Origin of the sequence: Bacillus gobiensis (assembly GCF_001278705.1) — a bacterium.
In the GTDB taxonomy this organism is placed as follows: domain Bacteria; phylum Bacillota; class Bacilli; order Bacillales; family Bacillaceae; genus Bacillus; species Bacillus gobiensis.
This window is the reverse complement of the sequence record NZ_CP012600.1, coordinates 2,960,365-2,975,598: the sequence shown is the minus strand read 5'-3', so window position 1 is coordinate 2,975,598 and position 15,234 is coordinate 2,960,365. Positions and strand designations below refer to the sequence as shown.

18 protein-coding genes are annotated in these 15,234 nt (G+C 40.4%); 12 read left to right on the top strand and 6 right to left on the bottom strand.

The window, feature by feature from the left end; translation table 11 throughout:
- Positions 1-176: 176 nt before the first annotated feature.
- Genes AM592_RS14885 through AM592_RS14875 form a run of 3 tightly spaced genes read left to right on the top strand, consistent with a single transcriptional unit; the run spans position 177 to position 2,197 of the window.
- On the top strand, positions 177-596 hold the full coding sequence (locus tag AM592_RS14885) for a BlaI/MecI/CopY family transcriptional regulator (RefSeq protein ID WP_053604526.1): 420 nt from the start codon (positions 177-179) through the stop codon (positions 594-596).
- A complete protein-coding gene (locus tag AM592_RS14880) occupies positions 593-1,453 on the top strand; it encodes a M56 family metallopeptidase (protein WP_053604525.1) in 861 nt (286 codons plus the stop codon). Before AM592_RS14885 ends, AM592_RS14880 begins: the two co-directional genes overlap by 4 nt.
- Before the next feature lie 45 nt (positions 1,454-1,498).
- On the top strand, positions 1,499-2,197 hold the full coding sequence (locus AM592_RS14875; RefSeq protein ID WP_098945248.1) for a thioredoxin domain-containing protein: 699 nt from the start codon (positions 1,499-1,501) through the stop codon (positions 2,195-2,197).
- 38 nt (positions 2,198-2,235) lie between these two features.
- Here AM592_RS14875 and AM592_RS14870 read toward each other — a convergent pair whose 3' ends face one another.
- Positions 2,236-2,733: a GNAT family N-acetyltransferase gene (locus tag AM592_RS14870; RefSeq protein ID WP_053606126.1), complete on the bottom strand. Its 498-nt coding sequence runs from the start codon at positions 2,731-2,733 to the stop codon at positions 2,236-2,238.
- 235 nt (positions 2,734-2,968) lie between these two features.
- Here AM592_RS14870 and AM592_RS14865 point away from each other — a divergent pair, with 235 nt between their 5' ends.
- On the top strand, positions 2,969-3,844 hold the full coding sequence (locus tag AM592_RS14865; protein ID WP_053604523.1) for a stage II sporulation protein SpoIIQ: 876 nt from the start codon (positions 2,969-2,971) through the stop codon (positions 3,842-3,844).
- Between the two features lie 173 nt (positions 3,845-4,017).
- Positions 4,018-4,449: a VanZ family protein gene (locus tag AM592_RS14860; protein ID WP_053604522.1), complete on the top strand. Its 432-nt coding sequence runs from the start codon at positions 4,018-4,020 to the stop codon at positions 4,447-4,449.
- Between the two features lie 77 nt (positions 4,450-4,526).
- Here AM592_RS14860 and AM592_RS14855 read toward each other — a convergent pair whose 3' ends face one another.
- From AM592_RS14855 to AM592_RS14840, 4 genes are all read right to left on the bottom strand, one after another.
- The gene (locus AM592_RS14855) at positions 4,527-4,877 is read right to left on the bottom strand and encodes a P-II family nitrogen regulator (RefSeq protein WP_053604521.1); all 351 of its coding nucleotides are present in this window, start codon (positions 4,875-4,877) and stop codon (positions 4,527-4,529) included.
- 20 nt (positions 4,878-4,897) lie between these two features.
- Complete coding sequence (locus AM592_RS14850) at positions 4,898-6,103, bottom strand: ammonium transporter (protein WP_053604520.1); 1,206 nt, start codon at positions 6,101-6,103, stop codon at positions 4,898-4,900.
- Between the two features lie 199 nt (positions 6,104-6,302).
- Positions 6,303-7,496, bottom strand: a complete 1,194-nt coding sequence (locus tag AM592_RS14845) for an MFS transporter (protein WP_053604519.1) — start codon at positions 7,494-7,496, stop codon at positions 6,303-6,305.
- On the bottom strand, positions 7,493-7,927 hold the full coding sequence (locus AM592_RS14840) for a MarR family winged helix-turn-helix transcriptional regulator (protein WP_053604518.1): 435 nt from the start codon (positions 7,925-7,927) through the stop codon (positions 7,493-7,495). The genes AM592_RS14845 and AM592_RS14840 overlap by 4 nt, the downstream gene beginning before the upstream one ends.
- Positions 7,928-8,324: 397 nt before the next feature.
- Here AM592_RS14840 and spoIIID point away from each other — a divergent pair, with 397 nt between their 5' ends.
- The 7 genes from spoIIID to mscL all read left to right on the top strand — a co-directional run bounded on the left by spoIIID (position 8,325) and on the right by mscL (position 13,977).
- Complete coding sequence (gene spoIIID / locus AM592_RS14835) at positions 8,325-8,600, top strand: sporulation transcriptional regulator SpoIIID (protein ID WP_053604517.1); 276 nt, start codon at positions 8,325-8,327, stop codon at positions 8,598-8,600.
- 173 nt (positions 8,601-8,773) lie between these two features.
- Positions 8,774-9,775: a cell shape-determining protein Mbl gene (gene mbl / locus AM592_RS14830; RefSeq protein ID WP_053604516.1), complete on the top strand. Its 1,002-nt coding sequence runs from the start codon at positions 8,774-8,776 to the stop codon at positions 9,773-9,775.
- A gap of 156 nt (positions 9,776-9,931) precedes the next feature.
- Positions 9,932-10,771, top strand: coding sequence for a flagellar hook-basal body protein (locus AM592_RS14825; RefSeq protein WP_053604515.1), 840 nt, complete (start codon positions 9,932-9,934; stop codon positions 10,769-10,771).
- A gap of 43 nt (positions 10,772-10,814) precedes the next feature.
- Complete coding sequence (locus AM592_RS14820) at positions 10,815-11,633, top strand: flagellar hook-basal body protein (RefSeq protein WP_053604514.1); 819 nt, start codon at positions 10,815-10,817, stop codon at positions 11,631-11,633.
- A gap of 37 nt (positions 11,634-11,670) precedes the next feature.
- Complete coding sequence (locus AM592_RS24720) at positions 11,671-11,943, top strand: DNA-directed RNA polymerase subunit beta (protein ID WP_053604513.1); 273 nt, start codon at positions 11,671-11,673, stop codon at positions 11,941-11,943.
- 171 nt (positions 11,944-12,114) lie between these two features.
- Positions 12,115-12,549, top strand: a complete 435-nt coding sequence (gene fabZ / locus AM592_RS14810; protein ID WP_053604512.1) for a 3-hydroxyacyl-ACP dehydratase FabZ — start codon at positions 12,115-12,117, stop codon at positions 12,547-12,549.
- Between the two features lie 1,062 nt (positions 12,550-13,611).
- Positions 13,612-13,977: a large conductance mechanosensitive channel protein MscL gene (gene mscL / locus AM592_RS14800; protein WP_053604510.1), complete on the top strand. Its 366-nt coding sequence runs from the start codon at positions 13,612-13,614 to the stop codon at positions 13,975-13,977.
- Positions 13,978-14,179: 202 nt separating this feature from the next.
- Here mscL and AM592_RS14795 read toward each other — a convergent pair whose 3' ends face one another.
- A complete protein-coding gene (locus AM592_RS14795) occupies positions 14,180-15,184 on the bottom strand; it encodes an NADPH:quinone oxidoreductase family protein (RefSeq protein ID WP_053604509.1) in 1,005 nt (334 codons plus the stop codon).
- Between the last annotated feature and the right edge of the window lie 50 nt (positions 15,185-15,234).

The following is a 15,234-nucleotide window of genomic DNA, read 5'->3' as shown; positions in this document are numbered from 1 at the left end:
TTGTCCTGGTGGATGAAGGACGCTTCTTTTCCAAAAAAGAAAATGAAATCAAAGTTTTCCGCCAGATCTCCCAGTTTTTCAATAAGCACCTCGTTCACTAATACGGAACAGTTTATCCTCCATGCTTGCAAAAAAAAGAACTATGCACTACAATCTGTAGTGAACGGAGTGTGAGTATGAACATTAAGAATTTCAGATACGGTGAGGCAGGGCTTAATCGTTTTTTCGGTCCTTTGGAAGCCAAAATTATGGAAATTCTTTGGGGAGCGGATGAACTGAGCATTAAGGATGTTCAAAAGCGTCTGGAACAAGAAAAGCCCCATAATTTTAATACGGTTATGACCGTTATGACCCGTTTAATAGACAAAGGAGTTTTGCAAAAGAGAGTCGAGGGCAGGCTTTCTCTGTTTCGGCCGATTCAGTCAAAAGAAAGCTTTATCGAAGAACAATCGAAAAAATTAACAGAAAATCTGCTAGATGAATTTGGCGGCGTTGTTATTAACCATATGATTGACGTTCTCGATGAGGTTGATAAGTCCTTGCTCGATAAATTAGAACACAAAATTCAGCAATTAAAAAAGGAACAATCGTCATGATGTGCTGGAAGAGGAGATCTGTTTTTGTTGTCGCATTAAGTTTTGCCATTGCATTTTTCGTCTGGAGCCAGATGGGAATGTACATAGCGCATCTCCTTTTTGGAGTCGACGTTGAAGTGAATTTCTTTAAGCTATGCATCAGCTTATTTAAAGAAGAGTCTCTTTATTACTTTTTAGTTATCTTTCTTTTGAATGCCTTTATTGCTTATACTGTTCTGCTCACTTTATATAAAGTGGCCGAACAGTACGTGTTGTCCAAAAGGTTTAAGACGAAACTTTCTCATTTAAATAATCATGAATTGACGACTCTTTTCAATCAGAAATTTAACCGTAAGAAGAACGATATTTTGGTGATCGATCATGACCAATCGCTGGCATTTACGCATGGGTTCATAAAGCCTACAATTGTTCTATCCACCAGCTTGATTAAAATTCTTGAGAATCATGAGCTTGAAGCGGTAGTCCAGCATGAAACTTATCATCAAAAGAATTATGATTCACTGAAAATATTCATCCTTCAATTGATATCACAAGGATTGTGGTTTATCCCAATAACGAAGTGGTCTTATCAGAATTATAAAATCATCAGTGAGCTGCTTGCCGACAAATATGCGATCAGTAAAACAGGGTCCGAGCTTGGATTGAGCAGTGCTTTGGTAAAGCTGATTAAAATATGCTTCAAAGAAAACGCCAGGCCTGTGTTAGTTCATTTCTCGGATGAATCTGTCAATTATCGGCTGCAGCAATTGGTGAGTCCGAAAAATTCCATTCCGGTAAGCCTTAACAAACGATCAGTTTTCATATCCATTCAGGTTTTGATTTTCTTAATGGCGATGATTATTATAGCTATCGCCTGATTTTATTCAATCATTGCACGACCGAAAGAATTTAGGAGGATAACAATGGCCAAGCCAAATATAAAAGTCAAAAAAACAAGATCGAATCAATCATCCAAGATCATGTTCTGGGTTCTTGCCCTAATTTTCGTATGCTTTCTTGCCCTCATCTTTGTTGTGAAAAATTCAGGTTCAACAGAAGCGTCTGCTATCAATTATACCGACCAACCGTTTATCGGTGATGAATCAGCCCCTGTGAGCATCGTTGAATTCGGTGATTATAAGTGTCCGTATTGCAAAGATTTTAATAAATCCTTTAAACCATTAATTGAAAAGGAATTAGTGGAAACAGGACAGGCAAAATTCTATTTTATGAATTATTCCTTTATTAATGTCGACTCCACTCGTGCTGCGAAGTATGCAGAAACGGTATATCACGAATTGGGAAACAATGCATATTGGAAGTTTCATAACCTTTTGTACGATAAACAACCGGATGATCCAAGCTATGAGCAAATCGATTTCTACACGGATTCACTTCTTAAGGAAACTTTGAAGGAAATAGCAACTGACGAAGAAGCTGCTAAGGTAACAGATGCAGTTCAAAAGGGGTCGTATGATGACGAATGGGATAAGGACATGTCTCAAGTCAAAGAAGCGGGTATAGAAAGTACCCCGACGATCCTTGTAAACGGAAAGAAGTTTGAGGGGCAAGACTTTAACGACTTAAAAGAGATGGTCGAGAAAGAAGCAAAAGAAAACTAGAAAGCCGGCCTAACGCAGGCCGGCTTTCAAATATAACCTTACTCGATTTCTTTTCCAAGTATCACGAGATCGTACCTTTGTCCATCCATTTCTGCGATGCCAGGCATGTGTGCCCACTTTTCAAACCCGAACTTTTCAAACAGTTTGATGCTCGGTTGATTGTGGCCGAAAATAAACGCCATGATCGAGCGAATGCCGAGTGCAGGTGCCATTGACAATGCTTCTTCAATAAATAAAGTGCCAAGTCCTTGTCCCCGATGCTTTTCACTGATGTAAATGCTTATTTCCGCCGTTTTATCGTAGGCAGGCCTTCCGTAAAAGGATTCGAAGCTTAACCACCCGCATATATTATTCTCTTCGTCCTCCATGACATAGAGAGGACGTTTCTCATTGTGTCTCGAATACCAATCCATTCTATCCTCTACCGTCACCGGCTCCGTATCGGCAGTGACCATTCGTGATGCAATCGTTGAATTGTAAATTTCAACAATCTTAGGGAGATCTTCTATTGTTGCTTTTCGGAATTTATCGTTCATCATGACACCCCCTCCGATATATTTTGTGTATTTGAACTCCTGCTCCTTGCTGAAGAAGGTAAAAATCCATACGATAATCATATATAGTAATAGCACAATTGTCAGTAAAAACTTCAAACTTTTTTTCATCATCATGAATTTTTTTCGTGCTTCTGCAAACACTATGAAGAAAAAAATTTTTCAATATGTATATATTTTCTGAAAAGTGTTCAGAATGTTGCTGAGGTGATGAACAATGAGAGAGGAAGAAAAGAAACGAACTTCTCTTCAACGGTTTTTCCGTAAACGTTGGGTATTCCCAGCAATCTATTTACTCAGTGCAGCAGTTGTTTTAACAGCAGTTCTTTGGTATCAAGCAAGTTCAAACGATGTAAAGGATCAGATTACGGACAATGGCAACGAAACATCGGAATCAAATACGAACGATGCGTTGGAAGTAAGCAAGCAGGTTGAAAATGTAAAAATGCCAGTTTCGACTCCGGAAAGTGTTTCTGTGATTACGAAATTCTATGAAGCAGACGCAACTCAAGAAGACAAAGAAGCAGCACTTGTAAACTATAAAAACCAATACAGCTTAAGCAAAGGAATCGACTTAGCTGAGAAAGACGGAAAAGAATTTGAGATTTCCGCTTCCTTGAGTGGTACGGTTGCTAAAGCTTCAAAAGATCCAGTGCTGGGACATGTTGTTGAAGTTGACCACGAAGATGGATTGGCTACTGTGTATCAGTCTCTTGCTGCTGTAAGCGTTGCAGAAGGTGACAAAATTGAACAAGGCCAAGTCATCGGTACTTCAGGTAAAAACCTTTACAATGAAGAAGCCGGAAACCATGTTCATTTTGAAATTCGCAAAGACGGAGTTGCTTTAAATCCAGAGGAATTCTTCAATAAGCCTGTGACAAGCATTAAACAAGCTTCAACTGAGCAGGCGTCTGAAGAAGCAAAAGAGAAGCAGCCGGCAGAGGAGCCTGCACCATCAGAAGAGCCTGCACCATCAGAGGAGCCTGCGAAGGAAGATACTGAAGAAAAGGGCAAAGCTGACGAAAAAGGTACAGAAGATAAATCTGGATCAAAAGACAGCAGCCAAGTAGAAGAAGGTTCATCTGAATCGTAAGAATTGTGGAAACACCTGTCAAATGACGGGTGTTTTTTAAATAGACGGTAAACATTTCTGGTTTTCATTTCGTCTACTGACAAACATCTTTCATTGGAAAACTTGTACATATTTTGCTTTTGATTTTTATATAATGGATAAATATAGATATTTCTACAAAGGGGTCCGAGTGTATGCTTCTTGCATTAATTCTTTTATTTATGGGTTTTATGCTCGTTCTCATATGCACTGAGAGCTTTCAGCTGCTAATGAGATACCATCATGTTTCCTTTAATCTTCATAAAAACCCGAACTTGTCTTCTTTTTTTGACTTCAACTTTGCTGAATTTCAATCAAATGACGTGGTAATCCAAAAAGCTGGGCATACCCTCTGTTTTTTCATTTTGGTGATCCTGTTTACCTTGTACTTTCGAAGTCTTAAAAGTGCGGTTGCCGTTTCAATCGCTTTCGCATTTTTTACGGAAATTGTTCAAATGTTTTTCGGAAGGCATGGGTGTTTGAGAGATGTCATTATTGATAGCATCGGCATTTTGTTATTTGTAATTATTTATACGGTATTTTCGCTGAATCGGATGACACCGATGAACCGATCTTCCTTAAAGTGAACCTTTAATCTGTGGGAGTCTTAATGTTGGAGAAAATAGTAAAAGCCAATCCTGTGATAGGATTGGCTTTAATTTTCTTAAAGAGCGGATGGACCCTCGTTGCCCGTGCGAATATCGATCACTCTACCGATTTCGTAGACGAAGATTTTACCATCTCCGGGTTCTCCAGTGCTTAGAGCCTTGCGGGCAGCTGCAATGACATCATCTACAGGTACCGAGCTGACAACAATCTCAATTTTTAAACGATCATATACATTTTGTTCTTTCTTCACTCCGCGATATAGCTCGGTATAAGGCTTTTGTAAACCGCTGCCTTGGCTATGTGTGAATGTGATACCGGAAACACCGATTTGCGCCAGCTCTGCTTTTAATTTCACCACATTGTTAGGACGCGTGATTATTTCCACTTTATACATTTGACCGCTCATTTTTGTCACTCCCTAATAAATTAGTCTTGATATGCTCGCTCTCCGTGCATCGTCAAATCTAAGCCAGTAGACTCTTCCTCGTCGGTTGCACGGAATGTAAAGAAGATATTTACCACCTTAATAATAACAAATGTTACAATTCCTACAAAAAGATAGGTGGCCACAATGGCAACAAGCTGCTTCCAAATTAAGCTCACATCTCCGTAGAATAGTCCATTTGCTCCGGCATCGTTTACGCTTGTTGTAGCGAATAAACCAGTTGCTATACCACCCCAAGTTCCGCCGATACCGTGAAGTCCGAACGCGTCAAGCGCATCGTCATAACCGAATTTCTTCTTAAGGGAGAATACACCCCAGAAGCATATTGCGCCTCCGATAAGTCCGATTAAAATGGAAGCCATTGGAGTAACGAAACCTGCAGCAGGAGTTATAGCTACAAGTCCGGCAATAGCACCAGATATTCCGCCAAGCAAGGTTGGTTTTTTGTTTATTAGCCATTCGATGACAAGCCAGCCGATAATACCTGCAGCTGCAGCCGTACTTGTGTTAATAAAAGCATACATACCTACACTGCTTAAAGATAGTGCGCTTCCTACGTTGAAGCCGTACCATCCAAACCATAGAAGAGCTCCGCCGAGTAGGGTAAGCAGCAGGTTGTGCGGAGAGGCTTCGCTTGCATCCTTGCGTTTTCCAAGTACAATTGCAGCGACAAGTCCGGCAACACCTGAAGCGATATGAACGACGTTTCCGCCGGCAAAGTCCAATGCGCCCATTGACATAATCCAACCGCCGCCCCATACCCAGTGGGCAACAGGAGAGTATACTAAGAGAACCCATAAGATTGTGAATACAAGAAACGCAGGGAATTTAATTCTTTCCGCGTAACCACCTGAAACGATCGCTGTCGTTAATACAGCAAAAGTCATCTGAAACAACATGAACAGGCTGTGAGGAATAGTTCCGCCTTCAAGAGGCTCGTATCCTACTCCATTCAAGCCGATATAATCAAGTCCACCGATAAATGCGTTTCCCGATGAGAACGCTAGAGTGTAGCCAACGAGGATCCAAACAATCGATACGATAGCTATTGTCGAAAGGCTGTGCATCGCCGTGCTTAGAACGTTCTTACCCCGTACCAGACCTCCGTAGAATAGTGCCAAAGCCGGGGTCATTAACCATACGATGATGGTACATACAAACATAAAAACTGAATCTCCCATTTCCATAACTAGTAACCTCCTATAATAAAAATGCATAATTGCTATAAATCTTATTATAGAGATGAAGTAAAAGAAGATAACACATTGTTGTCATATTTTCTAACATGAAATATTTTCTGACAAAACAGTTTACTTCTTTAACCCTGGTAGAATAGGACTATCGTGGAAGCTGAAAAACCCAGCTCAGAAGCTGGGTTTCGGGTACTTAATGAATAGCGGATGCGGGGTTGTTTGCACCGCTTTTCGATTTTCTTCTGCTCCACGGATAAAGATAAAGTGAAATAAGCGCGAAAATTGAAGCAAGCAAATATAAATTGGAAAAACCGCTAAACGTTACCAGGATGCCAAGAATGTACGAACCAGTGGCAATGCCTGTATCAAAAAAGGTGAAAAAGGTCGCAATTGCATAGCCGCTTCGGTTTGCAGGCGATGACTGGATCGCAATTGTTTGCATGCATGGAAGGAGGGTGCCGTATCCAAGGCCGATAACCGCTCCAGATAATAAAAGCATTACGCTGGATGAAGTAAAAGCCAGCATCAATAAACCAATCGAAAACAATAGAATGGAAGGATAGATAACAATTCCAGGGCCGACCCTGTCAAACAATCTTCCTGTAAACGGCCGAGAGATAATCATTGTCGCTGCAAAGCATAAAAAGAAATAGCCGCTTGCGTCCATTAAATTAAGTGAATGTGCATAAACGGATATGAATGAAATAACAGACGAATACCAAAAGGATATGGACAATCCTACAATAGCGATCGGAAGCACCTTTTTTTCAAACATATTTGAAAGTGTAAATGCGAATGAAGTTGATCCTTTTACTTCCTTAACTTTCAACGGGAGACAGCAAAAAATGCTGACCAAAGCAAAGATCGAAAAAAGTAAAAACAAATTTGAAAAGCTTACTTTGCCAATTAAGTTCAATCCGATAAACGGTCCAATGACAACAGCAAGGTTCATGGACATGACAAAGTAACCGAGACCTTCACCCCTGCGATTTTTAGGGATAATGTTCGCTGCAATAGCTCCGGTTACCGTTGTAATAATGCTAAACCAAATTCCTTGAAAAAATCGAAGAGCAAGCAGCATATAGAAATTATCAATAAATACATACAAAAAAGCTGAAAAAGTGAATAAGGTGACTGAAATAATAGCTATTCTTTTCTGTCCGAACCGGTCGATAATCATGCCTGAAAGCGGCCGCAAAATGATAGCGGCAAGCAAAAATACGCTAGTCACAAACCCAGCCTGTGATTCTGTTCCGTCCATCCCATCGAGTACATAGACAGGAAGCACAGTAATGTAAGAATAAAAAACGGTAAATATCAAAAGATTTACCAATACGACTAATATAAAATCTTTCGTCCAAATGGGTTCTGATGATGGTTGTTTCATTTCGTATTCATCTCCGAGCCTTGCTTAGTAAATTTAAGGATAAACTGATACATTTGTTCTTTTTCCTGTTCGCTAAAGCAAGATAGTGTGTGATCTTCAAATTCCTTCAGTTTAAGTTGAATATCATGGTATTTATTTACTGCTTCTTCAGTTAACGCCACAACCTTCTCTCTTTTATCATTACCGAGCGTTCGATATATCCAGCCGTTTTCTTCTAAACGCTTTATGGTTCGAGTAACAGTAGGCGCCTCGACATGAAGGTATGTCCAAATCTCCTTCTGTGTCATGGGGCCGAATTTATGCAGACAATAAAGGATCGTCCATTGGGATCCGTAAAGTCCATACTCCTCAAGCTGTTCATTTGTTTTTTTAGAAATGGATCTTGCAGCCTGATTAAACATGTGAAAGAGCTTTCGGTTGATACTCTCCATTGGGATAATTACTCCTTTGATTTCAATATTACTTACCTAGGTAAACAAATCCGTTTGATTAGTGTAACGAAATATTTATCTTATGTAAAGTCATTCTAACGAATCGTTCAAACAATTGTTCATTTTCTATTGAATAAGACGTGGTTTCCTTCAGTATTTTAACGAGAAATTTGAGAAACCCCTTGTCCCTATTGACTTTTGTAGCATATATCCCTGCCTTGGCTAATAAACTGTTACAAACCTAATAAAGAGAGTGTTTGAGGTGAGGGATCGTGGAATATTTTCATATGCCTAATTTGAAAAATAGACTACAACTAAGAAGCTGTTCACATGAAATAAATATGAAAACGAGTCTCATTTCACACTTCTCACATCCATCTTAGGGAGGTCGAGTGGTGTGCACGATTACATCAAAGAGCGTACAATCAAGATTGGCAAGTATATCGTGGAGACAAAGAAAACAGTTCGCGTGATAGCGAAGGAGTTTGGAGTTTCCAAAAGTACCGTCCACAAGGATTTAACAGAAAGGCTGCCCGAAATTAACCCAGATTTGGCCAATGAGGTAAAAGAAATTCTTGATTATCATAAATCCATTAGACATTTAAGAGGAGGAGAGGCAACAAAGCTCAAATATAAGAAAGAGGATATTTTAGAAGGAGAGCCTGTACAATAATCGACGCATAAATCTTCACGATGCTCCTTCTTAATTTCTCTAGCAAATTCCACAAAAATTTGTAAAGAACTTTTACAAGATCAAGCCAATTTTAAAAAAATATGATAAAATATTTAATTAGGGTAGAAGTTGGATTTTTGCTGTGAAACAGAGTTCAAGGAGGATAAATATAGATGTTTGCAAGGGATATTGGAATTGACCTTGGTACGGCAAACGTACTGATTCATGTAAAAGGAAAAGGAATTGTTTTAGATGAGCCATCCGTTGTAGCGCTTGATAAGAACAGCGGCAAAGTATTGGCTGTTGGAGAAGAAGCAAGACGGATGGTTGGACGTACACCAGGGAATATTGTTGCCATTAGGCCTTTAAAAGATGGTGTAATTGCTGATTTTGAAGTAACTGAGGCCATGCTTAAATACTTCATTAACAAATTGAATGTAAAAGGCCTTTTTTCAAAACCACGCATGCTTATTTGCTGTCCGACGAACATAACCAGTGTCGAGCAGAAAGCGATTAAGGAAGCAGCCGAAAAAAGCGGCGGAAAACAAGTATATCTTGAGGAAGAGCCTAAAGTGGCCGCGATTGGCGCAGGAATGGATATCTTCCAGCCAACCGGAAACATGGTTGTTGATATCGGAGGCGGGACGACGGATATCGCTGTCATCTCAATGGGGGATATTGTCACCGCCTCTTCAATAAAAATGGCCGGCGATAAATTTGATCTGGAAATATTAAACTATATCAAGAAAGAGTACAAGCTCTTAATTGGCGAACGTACCGCTGAAGATATTAAAATGAAGGTGGCAACAGTATTCCCTGATGCACGTAACGAAGAAATTTCCATTCGGGGCCGGGATATGGTATCAGGATTGCCAAGAACAATTTCAGTAACGAGCAAAGAAGTTGAAGGTGCTCTTCGTGAATCCGTTTCAGTGATCGTACAAGCTGCCAAATCGGTGCTTGAAAGAACCCCTCCTGAGCTCTCGGCTGATATTATTGACAGAGGAGTCATTATTACCGGCGGCGGAGCCCTGTTAAACGGACTCGACCAATTGCTTGCCGAAGAGTTGAAGGTACCTGTTCTGGTAGCAGAAAATCCAATGCACTGCGTTGCGATAGGAACAGGTGTCATGCTCGACAATATGGACAGGCTTCCAAAGAGAAAGCTCGGTTAAAGTCATTCCCCATTCAATTTATTGGATGGGGTTATATTTTTTTATAAACATTATTGCTGTCCTTGACGATATAAATGCTAGAAAAGATAGATCTATTATAGAACGTGAGTTCCTTTATTGCAACAAGTTTTAAATTTTCTTCCCTGAGGTGAAATTATGTTTAAAGGGCTTTATTCAGCAACATCAGGCATGCTCGCTCAACAACGTAGAACGGAAATGCTCTCGAATAATATCGCAAATGCCAATACATCCGGATATAAAGAGGATCAAGGTTCGATCCGCGCTTTTCCCGAAATGCTTCTAAGCCGAATGGAATCTGATTCTTTTGCAACTGAGAATGGCAACCGTTCTTTTACAAAGCAAAATATTATCGGTTCTCTTAATACTGGAGTTTATATGCAAGAAATGAAGCCGTTGTTTACACAAGGGAATTTGAAAACGACGAATCAGCCTACGGATAACGCACTAATTGAAGCAGATGTACCTGTAAATGAAGAAACCAATGAAAAAGCAGCATTATTTTATGCCGTCCAGCTTCAAGGCGGAGAAGTCCGTTATTCAAAAAGCAGCACCTTTTCCCTTAATGAAAACAATGAGTTGACGATTCACGGAAATCCTGTTCTTTCCACAAACGGACAGCCAATTTCGGTAGCCAGCGAGGATTTTCAGATTTCTCAGGATGGCGTCGTATCGGAAAACGGGCAAAATCTTGGACAAATTGATGTGCGGATGGCTTTGGACACAAGAGTATTGGCACGAGAAGGAAACGATCTTTATCGCACAGAGGATAATCAGGAGCTGCCAAGTGCTGCAGGGACTGGAGAGGCGGCCTACTCCATCAAGCAAGGAGTGATCGAGCTCTCCAATGTTGATGTCTCTAGGGCTTATACAGATATGACGATGGCCTATCGTTCATTTGAAGCGAACCAAAAGGTGATTCAAGCTTACGATAAAAGCATGGACAAAGCTGTTAATGAAATTGGTAAAATCGGATAATTTGCACCGAATGAAACAAGGTTTATGAAGCGGAGGAACAAAAATGCTCAGATCAATGGTCAATGCATCCAATACAATGAATGAGCTTCAGAAGCAAATGAATATCATTGGGCATAATATGTCTAATATAGATACAGCTGGATACAAAAGCAAAAATACAAGCTTTTCTGAACTCATGAGGCAAGAGCTAGAGCAAGTGCAGGAAGAAAATAATCAAGTAACAGAAAACAGGCTTACTCCAGAAGGACTCAGACTAGGAACGGGAGCAGTGTTAAACGAACGTTTGTTTCAAGCACAGGGCAGCTTGAAAGAATCAGGACGAAAGCTGGATTTTGCTTTGACTAAGCCGTATCAATTTTTTCAAGTAAATGCAGAAGGAGAGACCCGCTACACTAGAGATGGTGCTTTCTATTTGTCCGTTGTTCAAAATGATCCTGAGACTGTGCAGCTTGTAAATAAAAGCGGGCACCCTGTCCTGGATGCACAAGGCAGCCCAATCTCCTTTAACAGAAGCTATAAAGAACTAAATGTCAATGAGAACGGCGGACTGACAGTTGTTCCTCAAGATGCAGGTGTTACTGAACAGTTTGATCTTGGCGTGGCAACCGTAACGAAGCCTCAAGCCTTAAAAGAGGAAGGCGGAAATCTTTTCTCGATCGATCCCGCCGAGGGCGATGCTTTTATAAACCTTAACGGAGCTGGCAGAGACGTATCCATTAAGCAGGGAGCGCTCGAAATGTCCAATGTCGATCATATGGAAGAAATGACCGATTTGATGACTTCTCAAAGGTCGTATGAAATGAATGCACGGGCCGTAACTTTAGGTGACCAAATGCTTGGCTTAATTAACGGAGTGAGGTAAAATTACCTTTTAGGAACAGTAAAAAGGAGTTTTACAAGTGAGCCCAAATTCTGAAGTGCAGGTGAACACCAGATACAAGAGACGAAAAGCAGCAAAAACAAAAGAAAAAAAGCCGACGATTTGGAATGTTCGGGTGCGTTTGATTCCAATTTGGCTGCGGCTTATTTTGGTTGCTTTCTTTATGGTCTTGGCACTTATTGGCGGATGGATCGTCGGCTATAGCGTGATAGGTGATGGAAACGCGGGAGACGCGTTGAAATGGGACACATTTCAGCACCTGTATGATCTCGTGAATAAAAAAGTGGATTGATCGTTCGCTTCATTCGGCAAGTATCGATGCCTCGCATTAAACGGGAGGAACAACTGCCCTTACATGCAAAATGGCTTCACCTGACAATCAGATAATTGAATGATAGCAAAAACCCCGTCGACCTGTGCGTCGAACCCTAACTGATTGATATGTAAAGGAGATTTTAAACACATGCTTGATATTCAGCAAATTAAAGAAATCATTCCTCATCGATACCCATTTCTTCTGGTTGATCGTATTACTGAAATTGAAGAAGGAAAACGGGCGGTCGGCTACAAAAACGTTTCAGCCAACGAAGAATTCTTTAATGGCCATTTTCCCGACTATCCGGTTATGCCGGGTGTGCTTATCGTAGAAGCACTTGCCCAAGTAGGTGCCGTCGCGATGCTAATAAAGGAAGAAAACAAAGGAAGGCTTGCCTTCTTTACCGGAATTGATAATTGCCGCTTTAAAAAGCAAGTGAAACCGGGTGACCAGCTTCATCTCGAGGTTGAAATGACGCGCGTACGCGGCCCGATCGGCAAAGGAAAAGGCGTAGCCACCGTTGATGGAGAAATCGTCTGCGAAACAGAGATTATGTTTGCGCTTGGAGACAAAGAAAACTAAAACAGGCTGCCGGCTATGCTGGCAGTCCGTTTTTGTGAAGACCGCAAAAACGTAAGATCGCAAATAAATCATGAAGATCGCAAAAATAAGGACAGGATCGCATTTTCGATTATTTGAGCGAATACAGCGATTGACTTGGATTTTACTATCCTATAGGTGATTATGTTAACTAATTGACTTTTGTACAAACCATGCAACTAAGAAAAGTATCATGATAATTAACCAAAAAAGCATCTTTTTTTTCATATCACGGTTGTTATTATTAGGCATGCTATCACTCCAAACAAATTTAACTTTACTATTAGTAAGTATTTCATACCGCAGGGATTGGATATCCCCAAATATGTTTAACATTAACCCCATATCCTTGATCTTTGCGAATAAATGCCTATGCACCAACGTAGATTGATTTTCCAACTATTTAACAATAGCACTATGCACCAACTCAGTCCATCTATTTACAATATTTTGAAATTAAAGACCTACTCAGTAATAAGTCTTTCGTCCGTTCCTTCCCAGAAAAAATACAATTGGAATTTGTTCACAAAACAAGAAAATGATAAAAGACCTACTAAATAATAGGCCTCTTACATTAACGATGTCGCTAGGCACAGGAATAAGAAATACTCATCTATCTAAATGAATCCCAATTAGAACTTTACGATAGCATAAGTTACAAATTTCTGTTGCCCTCCTGGGAAATGTATTAAAATCGAAGAAAGATACATATCAGGAAATTTGTATCCTCAACTGTCAGTGTTACACAACCTTTTATTAATATTGCTCGTCTGTAATCTTTCGTGTTAATGCCAATAAAAGGGGAGTGAAAAAATTGAGCATGTTTTCTCTATTCCAATCCAAATGTGCCATTTGCAAGAAAAAACGGAGCGGCCTTAGGAAATACCTAGATGATCGTGGAGAGATCATAAAAGTCTGCCCGACCTGCAGCGAATACGCAGAAAGGCGTGCCTACAGAAAACTATAATGGAGCATCCCGCCTTGACACTGCTCTCATTAACCGTCATATTAGTAACGGAAATAAAATGAAAGCAGGTGAAGTCCGTGTGGAAAGAGTTTAAAGCATTTGCAATCAAAGGTAATATTATCGACCTTGCTATCGCGGTCATTATCGGATCAGCATTTAGTAAGATTGTCACTTCTTTGGTAAATGATATCATCATGCCTGTCGTGTTATTGCTTATTGGACGGGTTGATTTTTCATCTTTAACTTACTACGACATAAAATATGGTGCCTTCATACAGACCGTTGTTAATTTCTTTATCGTTGCCTTCTCAATTTTTATCGTGATTCGTTACGTATTGAGGCATAAGAAAAAAGAAGAAGTCAAAGAGACCCCTGTTGATCCGCAGGAAGAGCTGTTGCGTGAAATCCGCGATCTTTTAAAAAATGAGCGGGAAAGAACATAGAATAGAAACGCAAAAGGAGAGCACATATTAACAATAAATATGTACTCTCTTTTTAATTTAGGGAAGAACTGATAACAGTTTCGAAAGTGAGTGTATGCCAATCACTTCTTTCTGACGTTGTTTATCCCATCTATTTAAACCATATACCGATCATTCCAGCATACCGTCAATATCAAAGGAAATCATTGGATCCCCTGCTTTTTCAGATGTTAGAACTGATTTTAACAAGCGTCCTTCCGCGAACTTGCCCTTTTAATAGTGTAGGAAGAGCATCAGGAAGCTCATGTAATGTGACCTCCTGGTGGATAAAGTCTTCAAGGTTTGCAGGCTTTAAATCTGTTGCGAGCCGTTCCCATACTTTCATTCGTGTTTCCATCGGACAATAGACAGAATCAATTCCTAACAATTTTATCCCTCTTAGGATAAACGGAAACACCGAGGTAGGCACTTTTGTTCCAGCAGTTAACCCGCTTACAGCGACAGCTCCGCCATTTTGCAGCTGACTTAAGATCGAAGCTAAAGGCTCCCCGCCAACGGGATCGACAGCCGCAGCCCATTCCTGTTTGCCCAGAGCTTTTAATGTCCCGTTATAAACCTTATCCCGAGAAACGATAGAAGAGGCTCCGAGCCCTTTTAAATAGTCTTCTTCAGACTCTTTGCCAGTACTTGCTTCTACTTCATAACCTAGAGACGAAAGAAGTGCAACAGCAAAGCTGCCAACCCCTCCTGTTGAGCCGGTAACTAGAACTTTTCCTTTTTGCGGCGAGAGATGATTCTGTTCTAAATCTTGAATTGATAAGGCAGCTGTGAAGCCGGCCGTGCCGATAATCATCGCTTCCCGTAAAGTGAGTCCTTTCGGCAATGGTACGATCCAATCTGCCGGAATACGGGCAAACTCACTGTAACCGCCATAATGAGATACTCCTATATCGTAGCTCGTTGCGATAACCGCGTCTCCTTCTTGAAAACGAGAGTCATCGGAAGAGACGACAACGCCAGCCAAATCAATTCCAGGTACAAATGGATATTTTTTCACAATATTACCGTTCGGAATTGCTGCAAGGCTATCTTTATAGTTCACACTAGAATAATGGACACGTATTAACACTTCGCCTTCAGGTAAATCTTTAGAAGACAATCTATCAATACCTACAGTAAATTTTTCATCGTGCTTGTTAACAATCAGTGCGTCAAATGTTTGTGTCATTATGATGCCTCCGTTGCTTAAAATATAGTTCTCTACAAATTATAGAGCAT